The sequence below is a fragment of the Sphaerotilus uruguayifluvii genome, from assembly GCF_013294065.1.
Classification (GTDB): Bacteria; Pseudomonadota; Gammaproteobacteria; order Burkholderiales; family Burkholderiaceae_C; genus Sphaerotilus; species Sphaerotilus uruguayifluvii.
The window spans coordinates 98,766-120,695 of sequence record NZ_JABSNM010000010.1 but is presented as its reverse complement, the minus strand read 5'-3'; the positions used below and the strand labels follow the sequence as shown (position 1 = coordinate 120,695).

19 protein-coding genes are annotated in these 21,930 nt (G+C 69.0%); 8 read left to right on the top strand and 11 right to left on the bottom strand.

Going from position 1 to position 21,930, the window contains the following annotated elements; genetic code table 11:
• Nucleotides 1–431: 431 nt before the first annotated feature.
• The 3 genes from HNQ01_RS12825 to HNQ01_RS12815 are packed head-to-tail and all read left to right on the top strand — an operon-like array spanning nt 432 to nt 5,266.
• Complete coding sequence (locus HNQ01_RS12825; RefSeq protein WP_173805837.1) at nt 432–2,354, top strand: PrkA family serine protein kinase; 1,923 nt, start codon at nt 432–434, stop codon at nt 2,352–2,354.
• A 60-nt stretch (nt 2,355–2,414) separates the two neighbouring features.
• A complete protein-coding gene (locus HNQ01_RS12820) occupies nt 2,415–3,701 on the top strand; it encodes a YeaH/YhbH family protein (RefSeq protein ID WP_217427527.1) in 1,287 nt (428 codons plus the stop codon).
• Nucleotides 3,698–5,266, top strand: coding sequence for a SpoVR family protein (locus tag HNQ01_RS12815; RefSeq protein ID WP_173805836.1), 1,569 nt, complete (start codon nt 3,698–3,700; stop codon nt 5,264–5,266). Before HNQ01_RS12820 ends, HNQ01_RS12815 begins: the two co-directional genes overlap by 4 nt.
• Nucleotides 5,267–5,284: 18 nt before the next feature.
• On the opposite strand, the gene HNQ01_RS12810 is transcribed toward HNQ01_RS12815, so the two are convergent.
• Nucleotides 5,285–6,706 carry an FAD-binding oxidoreductase gene (locus HNQ01_RS12810; RefSeq protein WP_173805835.1) on the bottom strand — a complete coding sequence of 474 codons (1,422 nt, stop codon included), beginning with the start codon at nt 6,704–6,706 and terminating at the stop codon, nt 5,285–5,287.
• Nucleotides 6,707–6,885: 179 nt separating this feature from the next.
• Here HNQ01_RS12810 and HNQ01_RS12805 point away from each other — a divergent pair, with 179 nt between their 5' ends.
• Nucleotides 6,886–7,083, top strand: coding sequence for a YgaP family membrane protein (locus HNQ01_RS12805; RefSeq protein ID WP_173805871.1), 198 nt, complete (start codon nt 6,886–6,888; stop codon nt 7,081–7,083).
• Nucleotides 7,084–7,116: 33 nt separating this feature from the next.
• Here the strand turns inward: HNQ01_RS12805 and HNQ01_RS12800 are convergent, their stop codons facing one another.
• From HNQ01_RS12800 to HNQ01_RS12780, 5 genes are read right to left on the bottom strand one after another with little or no spacing between them, the layout of a single operon-like run.
• Nucleotides 7,117–7,842: a GntR family transcriptional regulator gene (locus HNQ01_RS12800; RefSeq protein ID WP_173805834.1), complete on the bottom strand. Its 726-nt coding sequence runs from the start codon at nt 7,840–7,842 to the stop codon at nt 7,117–7,119.
• Entirely contained in the window at nt 7,839–8,717 is an 879-nt protein-coding gene (locus HNQ01_RS12795; RefSeq protein ID WP_173805833.1) for an ABC transporter permease, read from the bottom strand. The genes HNQ01_RS12800 and HNQ01_RS12795 overlap by 4 nt, the downstream gene beginning before the upstream one ends.
• A 1-nt stretch (nt 8,718) precedes the next feature.
• Nucleotides 8,719–9,603, bottom strand: coding sequence for an ABC transporter permease (locus tag HNQ01_RS12790; RefSeq protein ID WP_173805832.1), 885 nt, complete (start codon nt 9,601–9,603; stop codon nt 8,719–8,721).
• 4 nt (nt 9,604–9,607) lie between these two features.
• Entirely contained in the window at nt 9,608–10,921 is a 1,314-nt protein-coding gene (locus HNQ01_RS12785) for an ABC transporter substrate-binding protein (RefSeq protein WP_173805831.1), read from the bottom strand.
• A gap of 33 nt (nt 10,922–10,954) precedes the next feature.
• Nucleotides 10,955–11,965, bottom strand: coding sequence for an ABC transporter ATP-binding protein (locus HNQ01_RS12780; RefSeq protein ID WP_173805830.1), 1,011 nt, complete (start codon nt 11,963–11,965; stop codon nt 10,955–10,957).
• Between the two features lie 156 nt (nt 11,966–12,121).
• On the opposite strand from HNQ01_RS12780, the gene HNQ01_RS12775 reads away from it, so the two are divergent.
• From HNQ01_RS12775 to HNQ01_RS12765, 3 genes are all read left to right on the top strand, one after another.
• Nucleotides 12,122–12,850: an aspartate/glutamate racemase family protein gene (locus HNQ01_RS12775; RefSeq protein WP_173805829.1), complete on the top strand. Its 729-nt coding sequence runs from the start codon at nt 12,122–12,124 to the stop codon at nt 12,848–12,850.
• A gap of 88 nt (nt 12,851–12,938) precedes the next feature.
• A complete protein-coding gene (locus HNQ01_RS12770) occupies nt 12,939–14,279 on the top strand; it encodes an AAA family ATPase (protein WP_173805828.1) in 1,341 nt (446 codons plus the stop codon).
• Entirely contained in the window at nt 14,276–14,758 is a 483-nt protein-coding gene (locus tag HNQ01_RS12765) for a PIN domain-containing protein (RefSeq protein WP_173805827.1), read from the top strand. Before HNQ01_RS12770 ends, HNQ01_RS12765 begins: the two co-directional genes overlap by 4 nt.
• A 40-nt stretch (nt 14,759–14,798) precedes the next feature.
• Here the strand turns inward: HNQ01_RS12765 and zwf are convergent, their stop codons facing one another.
• Nucleotides 14,799–16,262 (bottom strand): glucose-6-phosphate dehydrogenase, encoded by a 1,464-nt coding sequence (gene zwf, locus HNQ01_RS12760; RefSeq protein ID WP_173805826.1) that lies wholly within the window; start codon nt 16,260–16,262, stop codon nt 14,799–14,801.
• A gap of 127 nt (nt 16,263–16,389) precedes the next feature.
• On the opposite strand from zwf, the gene HNQ01_RS12755 reads away from it, so the two are divergent.
• The gene (locus tag HNQ01_RS12755) at nt 16,390–17,577 is read left to right on the top strand and encodes an MFS transporter (protein ID WP_173805825.1); all 1,188 of its coding nucleotides are present in this window, start codon (nt 16,390–16,392) and stop codon (nt 17,575–17,577) included.
• Here the strand turns inward: HNQ01_RS12755 and HNQ01_RS12750 are convergent.
• From HNQ01_RS12750 to glyS, 4 genes are read right to left on the bottom strand one after another with little or no spacing between them, the layout of a single operon-like run.
• A complete protein-coding gene (locus HNQ01_RS12750; protein ID WP_173805824.1) occupies nt 17,546–18,349 on the bottom strand; it encodes a M48 family metallopeptidase in 804 nt (267 codons plus the stop codon). The genes HNQ01_RS12755 and HNQ01_RS12750 overlap by 32 nt on opposite strands.
• Nucleotides 18,346–19,098, bottom strand: coding sequence for a lysophospholipid acyltransferase family protein (locus tag HNQ01_RS12745; RefSeq protein ID WP_173805823.1), 753 nt, complete (start codon nt 19,096–19,098; stop codon nt 18,346–18,348). Before HNQ01_RS12745 ends, HNQ01_RS12750 begins: the two co-directional genes overlap by 4 nt.
• Before the next feature lie 57 nt (nt 19,099–19,155).
• Nucleotides 19,156–19,761: a D-glycero-beta-D-manno-heptose 1,7-bisphosphate 7-phosphatase gene (gene gmhB / locus HNQ01_RS12740; RefSeq protein ID WP_173805822.1), complete on the bottom strand. Its 606-nt coding sequence runs from the start codon at nt 19,759–19,761 to the stop codon at nt 19,156–19,158.
• A gap of 24 nt (nt 19,762–19,785) precedes the next feature.
• A complete protein-coding gene (glyS, locus tag HNQ01_RS12735) occupies nt 19,786–21,927 on the bottom strand; it encodes a glycine--tRNA ligase subunit beta (RefSeq protein WP_173805821.1) in 2,142 nt (713 codons plus the stop codon).
• Between the last annotated feature and the right edge of the window lie 3 nt (nt 21,928–21,930).

Here is a 21,930-nt window from a genome sequence, read left to right as displayed (position 1 = left end):
CTGTGTCGCATGCGTCAGGATGTCCCTCAGGTTGCATGCAATCGGGAGAGCACGACAGGCGGCACGCCGCTTGCATGACTCCCGGTGATCCAGCCCGGTCTCCGGGTGCATGAGCCAGCGACGTGCCTCCGTCCGAGTGACGGAATGCGCGGCCGGCGGCGGCGAGATGAAAAAGCCGTGCCGTGTCGGGGTTCTTTCATGGACCGCGTCGCTCAAGTTGAACGAAGCTGACCACGCCGAGTCACAGCAGCCATCACGGTGACCTCTCCCCGACGTCGCCCGCGGCCTGCAGCAGACCAACGGAAAGCTCTGATGGAGCCTCGCGGCTCCGAGCCCGGACCGGGCATCGGTCGCAGGGACTCCATCAGATCTTCCCTGGTGGCGCGACACTGGACCTGTCGCCCATCGCCTGACTTCACAGGAGGCCTGCAATGGACGTGATCAGCAACTTCGCCGCTCGCTACGAACGCACCCGCGAGGAGGAAATCTCCATCGAGGACTACCTCGCCGAGTGCAAGCGCAATCCCCTGGCCTACGCCTCCGCGGCCGAGCGCATGCTCAAGGCCATCGGCGAGCCGAAGATGATCGACACCCGCAACGATCCGCGCCTGTCGCGCATCTTCGCGAACAAGGTCATCAAGATCTACCCGGCCTTCGCGGAGTTCTACGGCATGGAGGAGGCGATCGAGCAGGTCGTCTCCTACTTCCGCCACGCCGCCCAGGGCCTCGAGGAAAAGAAGCAGATCCTCTACCTGCTGGGCCCGGTGGGCGGGGGCAAGAGCTCGATCGCCGAGCGCCTGAAGCAGCTGATGCAGGAGGTGCCGTTCTACGCGATCAAGGGCTCGCCGGTGAACGAGTCGCCGCTGGGCCTGTTCGACCCGGCCGAGGACGGCCCGGTGCTCGAGAAGGAGTACGGCATTCCCTCGCGCTACCTGAACCGCATCATGAGCCCGTGGGCCGTGAAGCGGCTGGAGGAGTACGGCGGCGACATCCGCCGCTTCAAGGTCGTCAAGCGCTATCCCTCGATCCTCAAGCAGGTCGGCATCGCCAAGACCGAGCCGGGCGACGAGAACAACCAGGACATCTCGTCGCTGGTCGGCAAGGTCGACATCCGCAAGCTCGAGACCTTCGCGCAGGATGATCCGGACGCCTACAGCTACTCCGGCGGCCTGTGCCTGGCCAACCAGGGCCTGCTCGAGTTCGTGGAAATGTTCAAGGCGCCGATCAAGGTGCTGCACCCGCTGCTGACCGCCACGCAGGAGGCCAACTTCAAGGGCACCGAGGGCTTCGGCGCGATCCCCTTCGACGGCGTGGTGCTTGCCCACTCGAACGAGAGCGAGTGGAAGGCCTTCCGCAACAACAAGAACAACGAGGCCTTCCTCGACCGGATCTACATCGTCAAGGTGCCGTACTGCCTGCGCGTCTCGGAGGAGGTGAAGATCTACGAGAAGCTGCTGAAGGGATCGTCGCTGGCCGGGGCCACCTGCGCGCCGGGCACGCTGAAGATGATGAGCCAGTTCGCCATCCTCACCCGCCTGAAGGAGCCGGAGAACTCCAGCCTCTTCAGCAAGATGATGATCTACGACGGCGAGAACCTGAAGGACACCGATCCGCGCGCTAAGAGCTACCAGGAGTACCGCGACTACGCCGGCGTCGACGAGGGCATGAGCGGCATCTCGACGCGCTTCGCCTACAAGATCCTGTCCAAGGTCTTCAACTTCGACACCACCGAGGTGGCCGCCAACCCGGTGCACCTGATGTACGTGCTCGAGCAGCAGATCGAGCGCGAGCAGTTCCCGGCCGAGACCGAGTCGAAGTACATCGCCTTCATCAAGGAGCTGCTGGCGCCGAAGTACGCCGAGTTCATCGGCAAGGAGATCCAGACCGCCTACCTCGAGAGCTACAGCGAGTACGGCCAGAACATCTTCGACCGCTACGTCACCTACGCCGACTACTGGATCCAGGACCAGGAGTACCGCGACACCGACACCGGCGAGGTCTTCGACCGCTCCAGCCTGAACGGCGAGCTGGAGAAGATCGAGAAGCCCGCCGGCATCGCCAACCCGAAGGACTTCCGCAACGAGATCGTCAACTTCGTGCTGCGTGCGCGGGCCAACAACCAGGGCCGCAATCCGGTGTGGACCAGCTACGAGAAGCTGCGCACGGTGATCGAGAAGAAGATGTTCTCGAACACCGAGGAGCTGCTGCCGGTCATCAGCTTCAACGCCAAGGCCAGCGCGGACGAGGCCAAGAAGCACGAGAACTTCGTGCAGCGCATGGTCGACAAGGGCTACACCTCCAAGCAGGTCCGCCTGCTCTGCGAGTGGTACCTGCGCGTGCGCAAGTCCAGCTGAGCCCCCGGGCGCCCCGGCTCCGGGAGGGACCCGGGGCGACCTCACATCGCAAGGTGAACCATGTTGCAGCAGATCATCGACCGCAGGCTCTCGGGGAAGAACAAGTCGATCGGCAACCGCGAGCGTTTCCTGCGCCGCTACAAGGAGCAGATCAAGGGGGCCGTGCGCCGCGCGATCGACGGGCGCGGCATCCGTGACATCGAGCGCGGCGAGGACATCCGCATTCCGAAGAAGGACATCAGCGAGCCGGTCTTCCACCACGGCCAGGGCGGTCAGCGCGACATGGTCCACCCGGGCAACCAGGAGTACGTGGCCGGCGACCGCATCGCGCGCCCGAAGGGCGGCGGCGGGGGCGGCGGCTCCGGCAAGGGCCAGGCGAGCGACTCCGGCGAGGGCGAGGACGACTTCGTCTTCAGCCTGAGCAAGGAGGAGTTCATGCAGGTCTTCTTCGAGGACCTGGCGCTGCCGCACCTGATCCGCACCCAGCTGGCCGAGACGCCGGAGTGGAAGTCGCACCGCGCCGGCTTCACCAGCGACGGCACGCCCAACAACCTGCACGTCGTGCGCTCGATGCGCGGCGCGCTGGGCCGGCGCATCGCGCTGGGCACCGACAAGCGGCGCGAACTGCACCAGCTCGAGGCGCACCTGGGCACGCTGCTGGAGCAGCCGGCCGACGCCGAGCGTGACGACGCGATCGCGCAGACCCGCGAGCGCATCGAGATGCTGCGCGCGCGCATCGAGGCGATTCCCTTTCTCGACCCGATCGACCTGCGCTTCCGCAGCCGGGTGAAGACGCCGGTGCCGACTTCCAAGGCGGTGATGTTCTGCCTGATGGACGTCTCCGGCTCGATGGACGAGTCGCGCAAGGAGCTCTCCAAGCGCTTCTTCATCCTGCTCTACCTCTTCCTGACGAAGCACTACGAGAAGATCGACATCGTCTACATCCGCCACCACACCCAGGCGCAGGAGGTCGACGAGCAGGGCTTCTTCCACTCGACCGAGACCGGCGGCACGGTGGTGTCCTCGGCCCTGGTGCTGATGGAGGAGATCATCCGGGCGCGCTACCCCAGCGACCAGTGGAACATCTACGGCGCGCAGGCCAGCGACGGCGACAACTGGCACCACGACTCGGGCCGCTGCCGCGAGATCCTGCAGAACAAGATCCTGCCGCTGTGCCGCTACTACGCCTACGTGCAGGTCGCCGAGCCGGAGCAGAACCTCTGGGACGAGTACACCCGGCTGTCCGAGACAGCCGGACCGCACTTCGCGATGCGCAAGGTCACCAGCGCCGACCAGATCTATCCGGTCTTCCGCGACCTGTTCAAGAAGGAAGGAGCCGCCGCATGAAGAGCCATCCGTTCATCGCGATGAAGGACCTGCGCGACGGCCCGCTGCCTGCCGGCGAGCGCCCGGCCGAGCCGCTGCCGGGCCCGAGCGACTGGAACTTCGAGCTGGTCGACCGCTATCACGAGGTCATCCGCCGCACCGCCTCGCGCTTCGGCATCGACACCTACCCGAACCAGCTCGAGATCATCACCGCCGAGCAGATGATGGACGCCTATGCCTCGGTCGGCATGCCGGTGAACTACCGTCACTGGAGCTACGGCAAGGAGTTCATCTCGACCGAGAAGAACTATCGCCGCGGCCACATGGGCCTGGCCTACGAGATCGTCATCAACTCCAACCCCTGCATCAGCTACCTGATGGAGGAGAACACGATGGCGATGCAAGCGCTGGTGATCGCGCATGCCGCCTACGGCCACAACAGCTTCTTCAAGGGCAACTACCTGTTCCGGATGTGGACGGACGCGGCGTCGATCATCGACTACCTCGTCTACGCCAAGAACTACGTCGCCGCCTGCGAGGAGCGCCACGGCATCGACACCGTCGAGCTCTTCCTCGACAGCTGCCACGCGCTGATGAACCACGGCGTCGACCGCTACCGCCGCCCCAGCCGCAAGTCGCTCGCGCAGGAGCTGTCCGAGCGCAAGGAGCGCGAGGCCTACGCGCAGCAGCAGGTCAACGACCTGTGGCGCACGCTGCCGCGCCGCAGCGAGAAGGCCGACGACATCAGCGCCAACCGCCGCTTTCCCGAGGAGCCGCAGGAGAACCTGCTGTACTTCATCGAGAAGAACGCGCCGCTGCTCGAGCCCTGGCAGCGCGAGCTGGTGCGCATCGTGCGCAAGATCGCGCAGTACTTCTACCCGCAGCGCCAGAGCCAGGTGATGAACGAGGGCTGGGCCACGTTCTGGCACTACAAGCTGCTCAACACCATGTACGACGAGGGCTGGCTGACCGACGGCGTGATGATCGAGTGGCTGAAGTCGCACACCAACGTGGTCTACCAGCCCAAGGTGGGCGACCGCGGCTACAGCGGCCTGAACCCCTATGCGCTCGGCTTCGCGATGTACAACGACATCCAGCGCATCTGCCAGAACCCGACCGAGGAGGACCGCCAGTGGTTCCCCGAGCTGGCGGGCTCGCCGTGGCTGCCGGCGCTCGACCACGCGATGCGCAACTTCAAGGACGAGAGCTTCATCGGCCAGTACCTGAGCCCGAAGCTGATGCGCGACCTGCGCCTGTTCGCGATCCACGACGACGAGAAGAAGTCCGAGATCGAGGTCGCCGCCATTCACGACGAGAGCGGCTACCGCCGGGTGCGCGAGCTGCTGTCGCAGCAGTACGACCTCGGCAGCCGCGAGCCCAACATCCAGGTCTGGAACGTCAACCTGCGCGGCGACCGGTCGCTCACGCTGCGCCACTTCCAGCACAAGGACCGCCCGCTGGCCGACAGCGCCAGCGAGGTGCTCAAGCACGTCGCGCGGCTGTGGGGCTTCGCGGTCCACCTCGAGAGCGTCAACGCCAAGGGCGACATCACCAAGCGCTGGGCGGTGCCGTCGCCGACGCACTGAGGCGGCGCGGACCCGGGATCAGATCTCGAAGATCTTGCCCGGGTTCATGATGTTCTTCGGGTCGAGCGCCTGCTTGACCGCGCGCATCAGGCCGACCGCGGCCGGGCCGGCCTCGTCGACGAGGAAGCCCATCTTGTGCAGGCCGATGCCGTGCTCGCCGGTGCAGGTGCCGCCCAGGCGCAGCGAGCGGCCGACCAGCTGCGCGCTGAGCGTCTCGGCCAGCACGCGCTCCTCGGGCCGCGTCGGGTCGATCAGGTAGCCGATGTGGAAGTTGCCGTCGCCGACATGGCCGACGAGGAAATAGGGCAGGCCGGCGGCATCGGCCTCGGCGACCGATTCGCCGATGGCCTCGGCCAGGCGCGAGATCGGCACGCAGGTGTCGGTAGTGACGCAGCGGCAGCCCGGGCGGGTCTGCAGCGCGGCGAAGTAGGCATGGTGGCGCGCGGTCCACAGCCGGGTGCGCTCCTCCGGCGTGGTGGCCCACTCGAAGGCCTCGCCGCCCAGCTCGGCGGCGATGTCCTGCACCGTGCGCGCCTGTTCGGCCACGCCGGCGGGCGAGCCGTGGAATTCCATCAGCAGCATCGGCTGCTCGCGCAGGGCGAGCCGGTCGTGGCGGTTGACCGCCGCCACCGTGCGGCCGTCGAGCAGCTCGCAGCGCGCGATCGGCACGCCCATCTGGATGATCGCGATCGTGGTCTGCACCGCCGCGTCGACCGAGGGGAAATGGCAGATCGCCGCCGACACCGCCTCGGGCAGCGGGTAGAGCTTCAGCGTGATCTCGGTCATCACGCCGAGCGTGCCCTCGCTGCCGACGAACAGGCGGGTGAGGTCGTAGCCGGCGCTGGACTTGCGCGCACGCGTGCCGGTGCGCACCCACTCGCCCGAGGCGCTGACCACGCCCAGCGCCAGCACGTTCTCGCGCATGGTGCCGTAGCGCACCGCATTGGTGCCTGATGCCCGCGTGGCGGTCATGCCGCCGATCGAGGCGTCGGCGCCCGGGTCGATCGGGAAGAACAGGCCCGCGTGGCGCAGCTCCTCGTTGAGCCGGGTGCGGGTCACGCCGGGCTGCACGGTGACGCTCAGGTCCTCGGCGTTGATCTCGAGAATGCGGTTCATGCGCGACAGGTCCAGGCTCAGCCCGCCCTGCACCGCCAGCAGGTGGCCCTCGAGCGAGGAGCCCACGCCGTACGGGATCACCGGCACCGCGAAGCGGTCGGCCAGCCGCACCGCGTCGATCACGTCCTCGTTGCTCTCGCAGTAGACGACCGCATCGGGCGGCGGCACGTCGAAGGGCGATTCGTCGCGGCCGTGCAGCTCGCGCACCGCCATCGCGGTCGAGCAGCGATCGCCAAAGCGCGTGCGCAGCGCGTCGACCATCTCGGCCGGCATCGGGCGCGGCGCGATCACGGGAGTGGGGTGGGCATGCTGCGGGGCGTTCATCGGCGATCCTTCCGGCCTGTGTCGGCGCTGTCTCCTGGGAGGGGCCATTCTAGGCAGCCCGTGCTCGCGCCGCGGCCGACGCCACGGAACATGATCCAGATCATCCTCCAGTGGTACTGCGGAGGGATACTGCAAGGGGCATGTCGCCCGATCCCTCTTGTCCCTGGAGAACGGCCATGATGAAGACCAATGTCGGCGGCCTCGACCGCATCCTGCGCATCCTCGTCGGTCTGGTGCTGATCGCGCTGGCGGCCACCGGCACGGTCGGCGCCTGGGGCTGGATCGGCCTCGTGCCGCTGACCACCGGCCTGCTGCGCAGCTGCCCGCTCTATTCGATCATCGGGCTGAACACCTGCCCGCTGTCCTCGCGGTCCTGATCTCGCGGTCCTGAGGCCGTCTTCCCGGCGCGCTCAGCGCGCGCCGTCGCCGGGCTCGCGGTAGGCGCCGAACAGGTCGCGCGGCCGGGCGCCGCGCGAGCCGGCGCGCACCCGCGGCTCCTCGAGCGAGCGCTCGATCTCCTGCAGGTGGCGGCGCATCTCGGTGGCGGCCGCGGCGCCGCTGCCGCCCAGCGCGGCGATCAGCTCGACATGGCGGTGCGCGACGCAGGCCGGCGTGCCGGCGGGCTGGTACAGCGCCGTCAGCAGCGAGGTCGTCGGCAGCAGGCCGTCGAGCATGCGCACGAAGACCGGGTTGCCGCCCATCAGCGCGAGCCGGCGATGGAATTCGCCCGAGAGCCGGATCGCCGCCGCGCGGTCGCCCTGGGCCTGCGCACGCGCCTCGGCCTCGACCAGCGTTTCCAGCTCGGCCACCTGCTCGGCGTGCAGCCGCCCGGCCAGCCGGCGGGCGATCTCGCATTCCACCACCCGGCGCGCGTCGAAGACATGGCGCGCGTCGTCGCGGGTCGGCGCGGGCACCTGCGCGCCGCGGTTGTGATGCAGCGCGATGACCTGCTCCTGCGCCAGGCGCTGCAGCGCCTGCCTGACCACCGTGCGCGAGACCTCGAAGCGCGCGGCCAGCTCCTCCTCGCGCAGCCGTGTGCCCGGGGCCAGGCGGCGCTCCAGGATGTCGGTGTAGAGGCCTTCGTAGACGCGCTCGGTGGCGGTCGGCAGCGGCGTCGGAGTGTCGTCGTCGTTCATCGGCGGCGACTTTGCCAGAAGGCGACGATGGCCAGCGTCAGACCCATCACCAGGAAGGAGATGACGGTGGTGACCGTGCCCAGCGCGTAGATCACCGGCGTGGTCACCGTGGTGGTCAGGCCCTGCAGCTCCAGCGGCAGCGTGTTGAGGTCGCCCATCGCCTGCGAGCTGCGCGCGATCTCGTCCCAGCTCAGCGTGAAGCCGAACATGCCCACGCCCACCAGGCTCGGCCCGATCAGCGGCAGCACCACATGGCGGAAGCTCTGCCACGGCGTGGCGCCGAGGTCGCGCGCGGCCTCTTCATAGGCCGGGTTGAAGCGGTTGAACACCGCGAACATGATCAGGAGGCCGAAGGGCAGCGTCCAGGTCAGCTGCGCGCCCAGGCCGGAGCTGAACAGGCCCATGGTCGTCGTGAAGGTCTCCAGCAGCGCGGGCGCGTGGGCTTCGAGCAGCGTCTTCAGGCCGGTGTCGAGCAGCCGGAACATCAGCCCGACGCCGAGCGAGACGATGATCGAGGGCATGATCAGGCTGGCCACGACGATGTAGAACAGCACCGTGCCGCCGGGCAGCTTCTTGCGGTAGGCCAGGCCCGCCAGCAGCGACAGCCCCACGGTGAGCAGCATCACCACGGTGCCCAGCGCCAGCGAGCGCCGGAAGGCCGCGCCGATGTCGATGACGCCGATGCCCTCCCAGAGCTGGCGGAACCAGTGCAGCGAGGCGCCGCGCATCGGGAAGGTCAGCCCGCCCTCCGGCCCCTGGAAGCTCAGCACGAAGATGGCGAACATCGGGCCGTACAGGAAGAGCACGAAGGCGGCGAACACGGCGCCCAGCAGCCAGAAGCTCAGCGGGCGTCGTCGGCGGACGGGGTGGGCCATCTCACAGCTCCTTGCGCAGGTTCACCAGCCGCATCAGCGCGGCGATCATCATCAGCACCACCGCCAGCAGGATGACGGCGTTGGCCGCGGCCATCGGGAACTGCAGGTAGCTGGTCTGCACCTGGATCACCTTGCCGACCGAGGCGATCTGCTGCCCGCCCATCACGCCCACCGTCACGAAGTCGCCCATCACCAGCGCCAGCACGAAGATCGAGCCGATGATCAGCCCGGTGCGGCTCAAGGGGAGCACCACATGCACCATCGTCTGCCACGGCGAGGCGCCGTTGTCGCGCGCGGCCTCCAGCAGGTTGCGGTCGATGCGCATCATCGAGTTGAAGATCGGCACGATCATGAACATCGTGTACAGGTGGACGAAGGCCAGCACGACCGAGAAGTCCGAGAACAGCAGCCACTCCACCGGCTGGTCGACCAGTCCGGCGCCGACCAGCGTCTGGTTGACCAGGCCGTTGCGCCCCAGCAGCGGCACCCAGGAGATCATGCGGATGACGTTGCTGGTCCAGAAGGGCACGGTGCAGACGATGAACAGCACCGTCTGCATCAGCGTGCCCTGGACATGGAAGGCCAGGAACCAGGCGATCGAGAAGCCGAGCACGGCCGTGATCGCCCAGGTCAGCACACCGAACTTCAGCGTCGACAGGTAGGTCTTGAAGGTGACGCAGAGGTCGCCGTCGGCGGTCACCGGGCAGCCGGCGAAGACATCGATGTAGTTCTGCCCGGTGAAGGCCGGCAGCAGCTCGTACTCGGTCGCCTGCCAGAAGCTGACGACCAGCACGAGCGCCAGCGGCACGACGAAGAACAGCGCGAACACCGCTGCGAGCGGCGAGGCCTGCGCCCAGGCGATGGCGGCGGTGCGAGCGCTTTTCATGATCTCAGGCCGCGACGAACTCGTTCCACTTCTGGACCATGTAGGCGTTCTCGTCCATCACCGCGTTCCAGCAGGCGATGCCGCCCATGCGCGCCTCGTAGGAGCCGCCGTCGCGCACGGCGCCCTTCTTGGCCAGCACGTCGCCGTTCGGGCTCTTGATGTCCTGGGTGGCCGGCTTGCCTTCCATCCAGTAGGCCCATTCGTAGGGCTCCATCTTGGCCTTGGCGGTCTCGAGCACGGCGCTGTAGTAGCCCTGGCGGTTGAGATACGCACCCGCCCAGCCGTCGAGGAACCAGTTGATGAACTCGTAGACGCCGTCGGCCTTGCGGCCGGTGACGGTCTTGGGCACGCCGAAGCCGGCCGCCCAGGCGCGATAGCCTTCCTTCAGCGGCTGGAAGGTGCAGTCGATGCCCTTGGTGCGCACGGCCGTCACCGCCGGCGACCACATCGACTGGATCACCACCTCGCCCGAGGCCATCAGGTTGACCGACTCGTTGAAGTCCTTCCAGAGGGCACGGAACTGGCCGGCCTTCTTGGCCTCGATCAGCGTCTTGATGGTGAGGTCGATCTCCTTCCTGGTCATGTTGCCCTTGTCAGGGTACTTGTAGAGACCCATGGCCTCGACCACCATCGCCGCGTCCATGATGCCGATGGACGGGATGTTCAGAATCGCCGCCTTGCCCTTGAACTCGGGGTTCAGCAGCTCGGCCCAGGAACTGATCGGGCGCTTGATCAGGTCGGGGCGGATGCCCAGCGTGTCGGCGTTGTAGACGGTCGGGATCAGCGTCATGAAGCCGGTGGGCTCCTTGGCGAACTCCTTGGCGGTGGCGCCCGGCAGGTACATCACCTTCTTCGGCGCGGTGCCCTGGTCGCCGACCTTCTTGCCCGCCACTTCGCCCTTGGTGAACAGGCTGGTGATCTTGTCCGCGTTCTTGATGCGCTTGACGTCGATGCCCAGCAGGTTGCCGGTCGGGATGATCTTCTTCAGCGAGAAGTACTCGGTGTCGATCAGGTCGAAGGAATTGGGCGCGGTGACGGCGCGCTTGGTGACGTCGTCGGTGGTGACCGGGATGTACTGGATCTTGATGCCGGTGTCGGCCTCGAACTTCTCGGCGATGGCCTTGTCCTGGTTCACCGCGGTGCCCAGGTAGCGCAGCACGATCTTTTCCTGCGCATGCACGAAGGGGAAGCCGGTGATGCCGGTGGCGGCCACGCCGACGCCGGCGGCGGCGCGCAGGAAGCCGCGGCGCTGCAGTTCGGGCGTGTCGGTGGTCGGCGCGGCAGCCGGGGCGTTCTGCGGTTCGAGATCAGCGGACATGGCGAGAGCTCCAGGGTTGGGGGGCGGGGTGGTTCAGGCGGCGAGCGCATGGGCGTCGGCGGGCTGCCAGCGCAGCGCGACGCGCCGGCCGGGCTCGATCGGCGCGGCGTGGAAATCGGTGTCCGGCAGCGCGGCGGTCCAGGCGGGCGCGTCGTCCGCGCCGGCGTCGGGCGCGGCCAGATGCACCAGCACCTGCGCGCCCTGGTATTCGACCGCGGCGACCTGCGCGACCGGGCCGGTGGCCTCGGCCTCGGCCAGGCGCAGCCGGTCGGTGCGCACCGCGATGCGGCCGGCCGGCGTGTCGATGACGTTGTGCGCGCCGATGAAGCGGGCGACGAACTCGGTGCGCGGGCGCTCGAAGACCTCGCGCGCGCTGCCGGCCTGCTCGATGCGGCCCTGGTTCATCACGACGACCAGATCGGCCAGCGCCATCGCCTCTTCCTGCGAGTGCGTGACGTGGATGAAGCTCATGCCCAGCTCGCGGTGCCAGCGCTTGAGCTCCGCGCGCATCTTCACGCGCAGGAAGGGGTCGAGCGCCGACAGCGGCTCGTCGAGCAGCAGCACCTTGGGGCTCAGCATCAGCGCCCGCGCCAGCGCCACGCGCTGCTGCTGGCCGCCCGACAGCGCGGCGGGCAGGCGCGCGGCATAGGGCTCCATGTGCACCAGCTTGAGCAGCTCCATCGCGCGGGCATGGCGCTCGGGCTTGGGCCGGCCCTTCATGCGGGCACTGAAGGCGACGTTGTCCAGCACCGTCAGGTGCGGGAACAGCGCATAGCTCTGGAACATCATCGCGGTGCCGCGCTCGGCCGGCGACAGGTGCGTGATCTCGCGCCCGCCCAGCACGATCGCGCCGTCGGTCGGATCCTCGTGGCCGGCGATCATGCGCAGCGTCGAGGTCTTGCCGCAGCCCGAGGGCCCGAGCAGGCAGCAGTAGCTGCCGGCGGCAATCTTCAGGTCGATGCCGGCCACGGCCAGCGAGTTGCCGTAGTCCTTGACCAGGCGGACCAGTTCCAGATCGGTGCGTGCGGCGGGGGCGGTGCTCATGTCGGGTTTTGTATGCAATCGCTGTGCCACACGCAGCGGGCCGTGCCGGGACCCGGTGCCGGCGCGCGAATGCACCGACATGCGGCGCAGCTCTTGCTTTGTATGCAAAACAGGTGGCGGAGCCGCCTGTCATGCACCAACCGGAAGCGCACCGAAATGAACCTGCTGATCCTCAATCCGAACACTTCCGAGCCGATGACCGCCTCGATCGCGCAGGCCGCGCGGGCCGTGGCCTCCAGCGGCACGACGATCACCGCGGTGCAGCCCGCCTTCGGGCCGCGCTCGATCGAGGGCCACTACGACGAGACGATCGCCGCTGCCGGCGTGGCCGAGACGGTGCGCCTGCACGGCGCCGGTGCTGATGCGGTGGTGATCGCCTGCTTCGGCGATCCGGGGCTGGATGCGGCGCGTGAGGCGCTGGAGGTGCCGGTGCTCGGCGTGGCCGAGGCGGCCTTCCATGCGGCGAGCTTCGTCGCCACCGGCTTCTCGGTGGTCACGACGATGACGCGCACCTGCGTGACCGCCGAGCACCTGCTGCAGCGCTACGGCCTGGCCTCGCGCTGCCGCGGCGTGCACGGCACCGACATCCCGGTGCTGGCGCTGGAGGACGGCGGCGCGGCCTGCGTCGACCTGATCGAGGCGGCCGCGCGCGAGGCGCTGGCGCGCGACCGCAGCGGCGCGATCGTGCTGGGCTGCGCCGGCATGGCCGGGCTGTGCGCGACGCTGTCGGCGCGCCTGGGCGTGCCGGTCATCGACGGGGTGGCGGCGGCGGTGCGCTTCGCCGAGGCGCTGGTGGGCCTGGGCCTGCGCACCAGCAAGCAGGGCGACTACGCGCGCCCGCTGCCCAAGCAGTACGTCGGCTGGGCGGCACCGCTGGGCTGGTGAGCGTGAACAAGTGAGGTCGCCAGGTCGGCGCAAAATCCTGTCCGGCTCGGCGCTACCTCATCGCGCGGGCATTGCACAGGATCGCTCCATGCTGACCACCTTTACCTGTCGTGACTTCAAGAGCTTTCGGGGCGAGGCGGCCTTGCCGCTCGGACCGCTGACGGTGCTGATCGGTGCCAATGCAGCCGGCAAGAGCAATGTCATCGAAGCCTTGCGCCTGCTCAGCTGGCTGGCCCAGGGACAGAAGCTGAGCTCCATCCAGTACGCCGTCAACAGTGCCGACCGTGTCGTGCGCGGACGGGTCGAGGACCTTGGCTATCGGGGGCAGGTGCAGTTCGGGCTGGGTTGCATCACAGACGATGCCGAATGGAGCCGAATGACCATGGCGATCAGCCTGCGCGGCGGTGAATTGCACATCGGTGCGGAGAAGATCGAGCATTCCTCGGGGGGCGTTCCGCTGTATGACATGGACCAGCCCTCCGCAGGCGTCGGCACGGATGCCGGTGTGGCCTACAACAACTTCGCCCGCGGGCGAAACAAGCCGCATGTCACGGTCAGCGACCAGATGGCGACGTTTGTCCAGCTCGAGAGTCCGGCACGATTTGCAGCCGGACACCACAAGGCGCAGGAGACCATTCCCGCGATTGCCTTGCGCTACCAGTCGCTGCTGTCGAATGTGCTGTTCCTGGATCCTGTGCCTGCCCGGATGCGCGAGTACAGCTTCGCCGCCGACAAGCGCCTGCTGGGAGATGGGACGAACCTGTCCAGCGTGCTGTTCCGTCTGTGGGGGAGCGATGCGCAGGCGCATGCCGAGCCGTTCCGCTCCCAGCGGCAGGCGATCCTGGGCTTCATCCAGAGCCTGCCCGAGCAGGACATCGCAGGCCTGGCCTTTCTGGAAGGACCTCGTGGCGAAGTGATGGTGCAACTGCTGGAAACCTTCGGAGGTACGCCGGCCCCGTATGACGCGTCGCTGCTGTCCGATGGCACCCTGCGTGTGCTCGCCATCGCCGCGGCCATGCTGTCGGCTCCAGAAGGCAGCCTCGTGGTGATCGAGGAGATCGACAACGGCGTGCATCCGAGCCGGGCGCGGCATCTGTTGGATGCCATCCGCTCGATTGCCGACCGACGCCGACTGCGTGTCCTGCTGTCCACCCACAACCCCGCCCTGCTCGATGCGCTGCCGGACGAGGCGGTGCCTGACGTGGTGTTCTGCTACCGCGATCCGGCCGATGGCGGCAGCCGTCTCGTGCGCATGCAGGACATTCCCGATGTCCCCGAACTGATGGTTCAGGGACCGTTGGGGCAGTTGATGACCTCGGGAGCGCTGGAGCGGTTCGTCAAGCTGCACCAGGGGCCTGCCGCGCGCCAGCAGAAAGCGCGGGCCTGGCTGGAAACCTTGCGTGCGACCCGGTCGGGAGTCGAGGGATGAGCGCCGTGGTCATCGTGGACAGCTCGGTGCTGCTGAACATCCTGAATGTGCCGGGTCGCAACCAGCATTGGGAGGAGGTGCTGGACCGGTTGGGCGAACGGATCGAGGCGGGGGATCACCTGTTCATCCCCATGGCGGCCATCGTCGAGGTCGGCAATCACATTGCCCATGTGGCCAATGGCGTGCAGCGCCGCGATGCTGCCGAGCGTTTTGTGAGGGAGGTCCGCAGCGCACTGGCTGGCGAGGCGCCCTGGAAGCCGATCAACTTTCCCTCGAACCAGGACGTGCTGCGCTGGCTGGAGGGTTTTCCGGACGCGGCCACCCGGTGCATGGGCATGGGCGACCTGTCGATCCAGCAGGAGTGGCAGACCTGCTGCACGCGCTATCCCCTCAGCCATGTCTGGGTCTGGACGCTGGACAGCGATCTCGCGGCACTCGATCGACTTTCGCCTTCAGCTGCTTCACGGCGCAAGACATGAGATCCGCTGGCTTCGGTTTCGCGTTTCGCCTGCGTGCGTCTCAGCCGCCCTGCACCGTCTGCTTGCGCCATGCCCGCTCGAAGGGCAGGCGCCAGGCGTGCGGTGCGATGAGCTGGTGCACCGCCTTCGGGCCCCACGAGCCGGGCTGGTAGAGCCGCACCGGCGGCGGCGCCTCCAGCAGCGGCTGCGACACCTCCCACAGCCGCTCGATGCCCTCGGCGGTGGTGAAGAGCGTGCGGTCGCCGCGCATCGCGTCGAGGATCAGCCGCTCGTAGGCTTCGAGCACCTCGCCGGCCAGGCCGGTGTCGGTCATCGCGAACTGCAGGCTCAGCTTGTCGAGCCGCATGCCCGGCCCCGGGCGCTTGCCGTAGAAGGACAGCGACATCTTCGAGGCGTCGGCCAGGTCGAAGGTCAGGTGGTCCGGCCCCTGCGAGCCCACGCCCGAGTTCGGCGGGAACATGCTCTTGGGCGGCTCGCGGAAGGCGATCGAGATGATGCGCTGGCCCTCGGCCATGCGCTTGCCGGTGCGCAGGTAGAAGGGCACGCCCGCCCAGCGCCAGTTGTCGATGTGGCACTTCAGCGCGATGAAGGTCTCGGTGTCGGAGTCCGGATCGATCCCTTCCTCGTCGCGGTAGCCGCTGTACTGGCCGCGCACCACGTCGGCGGGCTGGATGGGCAGCATGCTGCGGAAGACCTTGTTCTTCTCCTCGCTGATGGGCACCGGCTCCAGCGAGGTCGGCGGCTCCATCGCCATGAAGGCCAGGATCTGGAACAGGTGCGTCACCACCATGTCGCGGTAGGCGCCGGTCTGCTCGTAGAAGCCGGCGCGCTTGCCCAGGCCCAGCGTCTCGGGCACGTCGATCTGGACGTGGTCGATGAAGTTGCGGTTCCAGATCGGCTCGAACAGGCCGTTGGCGAAGCGGAAGGCCAGGATGTTCTGCGCCGGCTCCTTGCCCAGGAAATGGTCGATGCGGTAGATCTGCTCCTCGGCGAAGACCTCGTGCAGCCGCGCGTTGAGCGTGACGGCGCTCTGCAGGTCCACGCCGAAGGGCTTCTCCATGATGATGCGCGCGCGCTCGACCAGGCCGGCGGCGCCCAGCATGCGCACCGCCGGCAGCGCGGCGCTGGGCGGCACGCTCAGGTAGTGCAGCCGGCGGCATTCGGTGCCCAGGCTCTGCTCGGCGGCCTCGACGGCCGCGCGCAGCGCCTCCGGCCCGGCCGACAGCGGCACGTAGTCGAGGCTGGCGGAGAAGGCCTGCCAGTCCGGCTCGGTCACGCGCCGGCTCGAGAACTCGTCGAGCGCGCCGCGCGCCTGGCGGCGGAAGGCCTCGACGTCGATGTCGTCGAGCGACACGCCGATGATGCGGTAGCCGGGAATGAAGCCGGCCGAGGTCAGGTGGTACAGGCCGGGCAGCAGCTTGCGCCGTGCCAGGTCGCCGGTGGCACCGAACAGCACGACGACCTGCGGGAAGCGCGGACCGACGCCGGGGGGGATCTTGGCCAAGACAGGTCTCCTCTGGGGCTGGGAACGACGGATTCTGGCGGGCACCGTCTGCGCGCAAGAGTCGGACCAGGGCCGGGTCCGACCCGGTTTTCCGGCTCAGCCCGCCGGGGCCGGACAATGCGCCCCCATGAACCGCCACGTCCACCTGCTCGCCACGGCCCAGGGCCTGCTGCTGACCAACAACATCGTCTTCATCGCGATCAACGGCCTGGTCGGCATGAAGATGGCGCCGCGACCGTGGATGGCGACGCTGCCGGTCATGGGCTATGTCGTCGGCGGCGCGCTGGCCACCGGCGTGGTGGCGCGGGTGCAGCGGCGCTGGGGGCGGCAGGCTTCCTTCCAGAGCGGTCTGGCGGTGGCGCTGGGCTCGGCGCTGCTGTGCGCGCTGGCGGCGTGGATCGGCAGCTTCTGGCTGCTGCTGGCGGCCACGGTGGTGGCCGGCTACTACAGCGCCAACGGCCAGCTCTACCGCTTTGCCGCCGCCGAGCTGGCGCCGCCGGCCGAGCGCGAGCGTGCGGTGTCGCGGGTGCTGGCCGGCGGGCTGATCGGCGCGGTGGCCGGGCCCAATCTGGCCAGCCACACCCGCGATCTGCTGCCGGTGCCCTTTCTCGGCGCCTACCTGGCGCTGGCGGCGGTGGCGCTGCTGTCGATGGCGGTGATGGCGCTGATCCGGTTTCCCGCCGTGCCGCCGACGCCGGCCGGCGCGCCCCAAGGGCGCTCGACGGCCGAGCTGCTGCGCGAGCCGGTCTTCCTGGTCGCGGCGCTGGCCGCAGCCATCGGCTACGGCGTGATGAACCTGCTGATGGCGGCCACCCCGCTGGCGATGGATGTCTGCGGCATGCCCTTCTCCGATGTGGCCTGGGTGCTGGAGTGGCATGTGATCGGCATGTTCGCGCCCGGCTTCTGGACCGGCGGCTGGATCCGCCGCTTCGGGGTGATGCGGGTGATGGCCGTCGGCGTGCTGCTGAACCTGGCCTGCGTGGCGGTGGCGCTGACCGGCCAGGATCTGCACCGCTTCGTCGTCGCGCTCTTCCTGCTCGGCGTGGGCTGGAACTTCCTCTTCACCGGCAGCACCACGCTGGCGATGCAGTCCTACCGGCCCGAGGAAAAGGACCGTGCGCAGGCGGCGATCAACTTCGGCGTCTTCGCGACGATGGCGCTGACCTCCTTCGCCTCCGGCGCGCTGGTGACGACGCAGGGCTGGTCGGTGCTGAACCTGGGATCGCTGCCGGCGCTGCTGGTGATGGGGGCGGCGCTGGCCTGGCTGGCGCGGCGGCCTGCCCTCACTCGAACACCGGCACCACCCCATCCTTGAGCTGGCGCCGGCGCTGCTCGTAGTCGGGCATCGCCGCCTGCACGATGGCCCAGAAGGCCGGGCTGTGGTTCATCTCGCGCAGGTGGGCCAGTTCGTGCACGACGACATAGTCGATCGTCTCGACGGGAAAGTGGATCAGGCGCCAGTTCAGGCGGATCGAGCCGTCGCTGCTGGCGCTGCCCCAGCGGGTGCGCGCCGAGCTCAGGCGCAGCTGCCGGATCTGCACGCCCATCGCGCCGGCGTGCAGCGCGATGCGGGCCTCGAACAGCGTGCGTGCCTGGCGCTGCAGCCAGCGCTGCACTGCGGCGCGCAGCGCCTCGGGCGCGGTATCGGCCGGCAGCGCCAGCAGCAGCGTGGCGGGTTCCTGGGTCAGCGGGCGTGCGGCCTGCAGCAGCGTGCGCGAGAGCTGCGGCGCCAGCCGGATGCGCAGCGGCGCGCCCAGCCACGGCAGCTCGGTGCCGTCGCGCCAGTCGACGCGTGCGTCCTGGTGCGCCTGGTGGCGCCGGCCCTGCGCGGCGAGCTGGCGCAGGATCCAGGCGCTCTTGTGCCGCAGCGCCGCGTCGATCTGCGCCTGCCCGACCCAGCGCGGCACGCTGACCGTCAGTCCGGCCGGGCCGACGACAAAGCCGATGGTGCGCCGGCTGGCACGGCGCAGCCGGTAGCCCAGGCGGATGCCGCTGAGCTCGATCTCGCGGTGCATGCCCTCAGGGCGCAGCAGCGCCTCGCAGCCGGCCAGTGCCGCGGTGTCGGGCGCGGCGGCCGGCGCGCTCATGCGGCGGGCGGGTAGGCCTCGGGATCGAGGCGGCGCATCTCGGACTCGATCCAGGCCTCGACCTCCTTCATCAGCTCGTCGGGGCGACGGCCCTGAGGAGCGATCGGCCGGCCGATCGAGATGTCGATCGTGCCCGGGCGCAGCAGGAAGCTCTTGCGCGGCCAGCAGCGCGCCGAGGTCACCGCGATCGGCACGATCGGCACGCCCGCGGCGATCGCCAGCCGCGACGCGCCGCTCTTGTATTCGCCCTGGCTGCCGCGCTCGGTGCGGGTGCCCTCGGGGAACATGATGATCCAGTTGCCCTGCTGCATGATGCGCGTGCCCTGCTCGGCCACCTTGCGCCAGGCCTCGGAGCGGCGGCCGCGGTCGATGTGCACCATGTCGAGCCGGCCGATCGCCCAGCCGAAGAAGGGAATCATCAGCAGCTCGCGCTTGAACACATAGGCCAGCGGATGCGGCATGACCGACGGGAAGGCGAAGGTCTCCCAGGTCGACTGGTGCTTCGGCGCCAGGATGACCGCGGCCGTGCCGTCGGCGGCGGTGGGCACGTTCTCCAGGCCCTGGATGCGCCACTTCACGCCGCAGATCCATTTCGCGCCGTGGATCGCGGTCTTCAGCCAGCCCGCGCAGATCCAGTACAGCGGCGTGCTGCGCATGAACGGCGAGATGACGACGACAAACAGGCTCCACGGGATGATCGTGATCAGAAGCCAGAGGAAATACAGGACGGAGCGCGGATAGGCGAGCATGCGGGGCGCGGAGCGGGTGCGGGGTCGTGAACGAAGGGGCGGATGCGGGTGTGCCGGTCAGGCGCGGCGACCGTCGGCCACGCGGCGGCCCTCGGCGGCCAGCAGCGCGTCGACGAAGGCGCCCAGATCGGCATGGACCGTCAGGCCCGGCACCTTCTCGCGCATCGCCTGCACGCCGGCCTCGTCGAGCGAGGCGGCCTTGCCGGTGCGCACCAGATGCGGCGTGCAGCCGACCGTGCTGGCCGCCTGCAGGTCGCGCAGCGTGTCGCCGACCGCCGGCACGCCCGCCATGTCGATGCCGAAGCGCAGGCCGATATCCTCGAACAGGCCCGGGCGCGGCTTGCGGCAGCGGCAGTCGTCCTCGGGCGCGTGCGGGCAGAAGAAGACCGCATCGACCCGCCCGCCCAGCGGCGTCAGCAGCGCGTTCATCTTCGCGTGCATCTCGTTGAGCGTGTACGCGTCGAACAGGCCGCGGCCCAGGCCCGACTGGTTGGTGGCGACCACCACATGCCAGCCGGCCTGGTAGAGCCGGGCGATCGCGGCGAGCGCACCCGGCAGCGGCACCCACTCGTCGGCCGACTTGACATAGTCGTCGCGGTCCTCGTTGATCGTGCCGTCGCGGTCGAGAACGACCAGCTTGATCGGGTTGCTGCGCTCGCCCATGGTCTGTGCTCCCGGCGTGCGCGGTCAGGCCGCCAGGCGCGACAGGTCGGCGACGCGGTTCATCGCCTCATGCAGCGTCTTGAGCAGGCCCAGGCGGTTGGCGCGCAGCTGGGCGTCCTCGGCGTTGACCATCACGTCGTCGAAGAAGGCATCGACCGGCGTCTTCAGCGCGGCCAGCGCCTTCAGGCTGCCGGCGAGGTCGCCCTGCACGAACAGGCGGTCGGCCTCGGGCTGCACCGTGCCCAGCGCCTCGAACAGCGCCTGCTCGGCGGCTTCCTGCAGCAGCGCGGTGTTCACCTTCGCCTCCACCTCGCCCTCGGCCTTCTTCAGGATGTTGCCGATGCGCTTGTTGGCTGCGGCCAGCGAGGCGGCCTCGGGCAGGCCGGCGAAGGCGCGCACCGCCGCCAGACGGCGCGGCACCTCGCCCAGGCGGGTGGGCGCGAGCGCCAGCACCGCGTCGACTTCCTGCGCGCTGTAGCCCTGCTCGCGCAGGGAGACGGCCAGGCGGTCGGCGAAGAAGGGCAGCAGCTTCGGGGTCGGATCCTCGATCAGGCCGCCGAAGACCGGCGCGGCCGAGCGCAGCAGCTCGGGCAGGTCCAGCGGCAGGTTCTTCTCGACCAGGATGCGGATCACGCCCAGCGCGTGGCGGCGCAGCGCGAACGGGTCCTTGTCGCCGGTGGGCAGCTGGCCGATGCCGAACAGGCCCACCAGCGTCTCCAGCTTGTCGGCCAGCGCCACCACCGTGCCGGTGTGGTTGCGGGGCAGCGCATCGCCGGCGAAGCGCGGCTTGTAGTGGTCCTCGATCGCGATGGCCACGCCGTCGCGCAGGCCCTCGAAGCGGGCGTAGTAGCCGCCCATGATGCCCTGCAGCTCGGGGAACTCGCCGACCATGTCGGTCAGCAGGTCGGTCTTGGCCAGCAGCGCGGCCTGGTCGGCCTTGTGCGCCAGCATCTGCAGCTCGTCATGCGACTGCACCGACGCGGCCTGGTGCTCGCCGAGCTGGCGCACGATCAGGTGGGTCAGCGCGCGCACGCGCTCGGTGCGCTCGCCCTGGGTGCCGAGCTTGCCGTGGTAGACCACCTTGGCCAGACCGGCCACGCGGCTCTCCAGCGTCTTCTTGCGGTCCTGGTCGAAGAAGAACTTGGCGTCGGCCAGGCGCGGGCGCACCACGCGCTCATTGCCGCCGATCACCGCGCTCGGGTCTTCCGGGCGGATGTTCGAGACGATCAGGAACTTGTTGGTCAGCTTGTCCGCGGCGTCCAGCAGCGGGAAGTACTTCTGGTTGGCCTTCATCGTCAGGATGAGGCATTCCTGCGGCACGTCCAGGAACTCCGGCTCGAACTGGCAGGTGAGCACGTTCGGGCGCTCGACCAGCGCGCAGACCTCGTCGAGCAGCGCCTCGTCGTCGATGGGCTTGAGGCCTTGCCGAGCGGCCGCGTCGGCGAGCTGGCGCACGATCTCGGCGCGGCGGGCGTCGAAGCCGGGAATCACCGCGCCTTCGCCGACGAGCTGGTCGGCGTAGCTGTCGGCGTCGCGCAGCGTGACGGTCGGGTTCGCGGCCTCGAAGCGGTGGCCGGTGGTGGTGCGGCCGGCGGTCAGGCCCAGCGTGCTGATCGACACCACGTCGGCGCCGTGCAGCGCGACCAGCCCGTGCGCCGGGCGCACGAAGTTCACCGAGGTCCAGCCGTCGGCGAGCTGGTAGCTCATGACCTTCGGGATCGGCAGCTTGGCCAGGGCCTCGTCCAGGGCCTTCTGCAGGCCTTCCTGCAGCGAGGCGCCGGCGACCACCGAGTCCAGGAACAGCGCTTCGGCCTTGCCGTCGGGCTGGCGCTTCAGGCTCGGCACGACCGAGGCGTCGGCGCCGACCGAGGCCAGCTTCTTCAGCAGCGCCGGCGTGGGCTGGCCGTCGGCGGTCAGCGCCACGGCGACCGGCATCAGCTTCTGCTGCACCGCCTTGTCGGCTGCCCTTGCGGCCACGCCGGTGACATGCACCGCCAGGCGGCGCGGCGAGGCGAAGGGCGTGACGGCGGCGTCCGCCGCGGCCAGGCCGCTGGCCTTCAGCGAGGCGGCCAGCGTCGAGGCGAAGGATTCGCCCAGCTTCTTCAGCGCCTTCGGCGGCAGTTCCTCGACGAAGAGTTCGACGAGCAGGTTCTTTGGGGTGCTCATGGT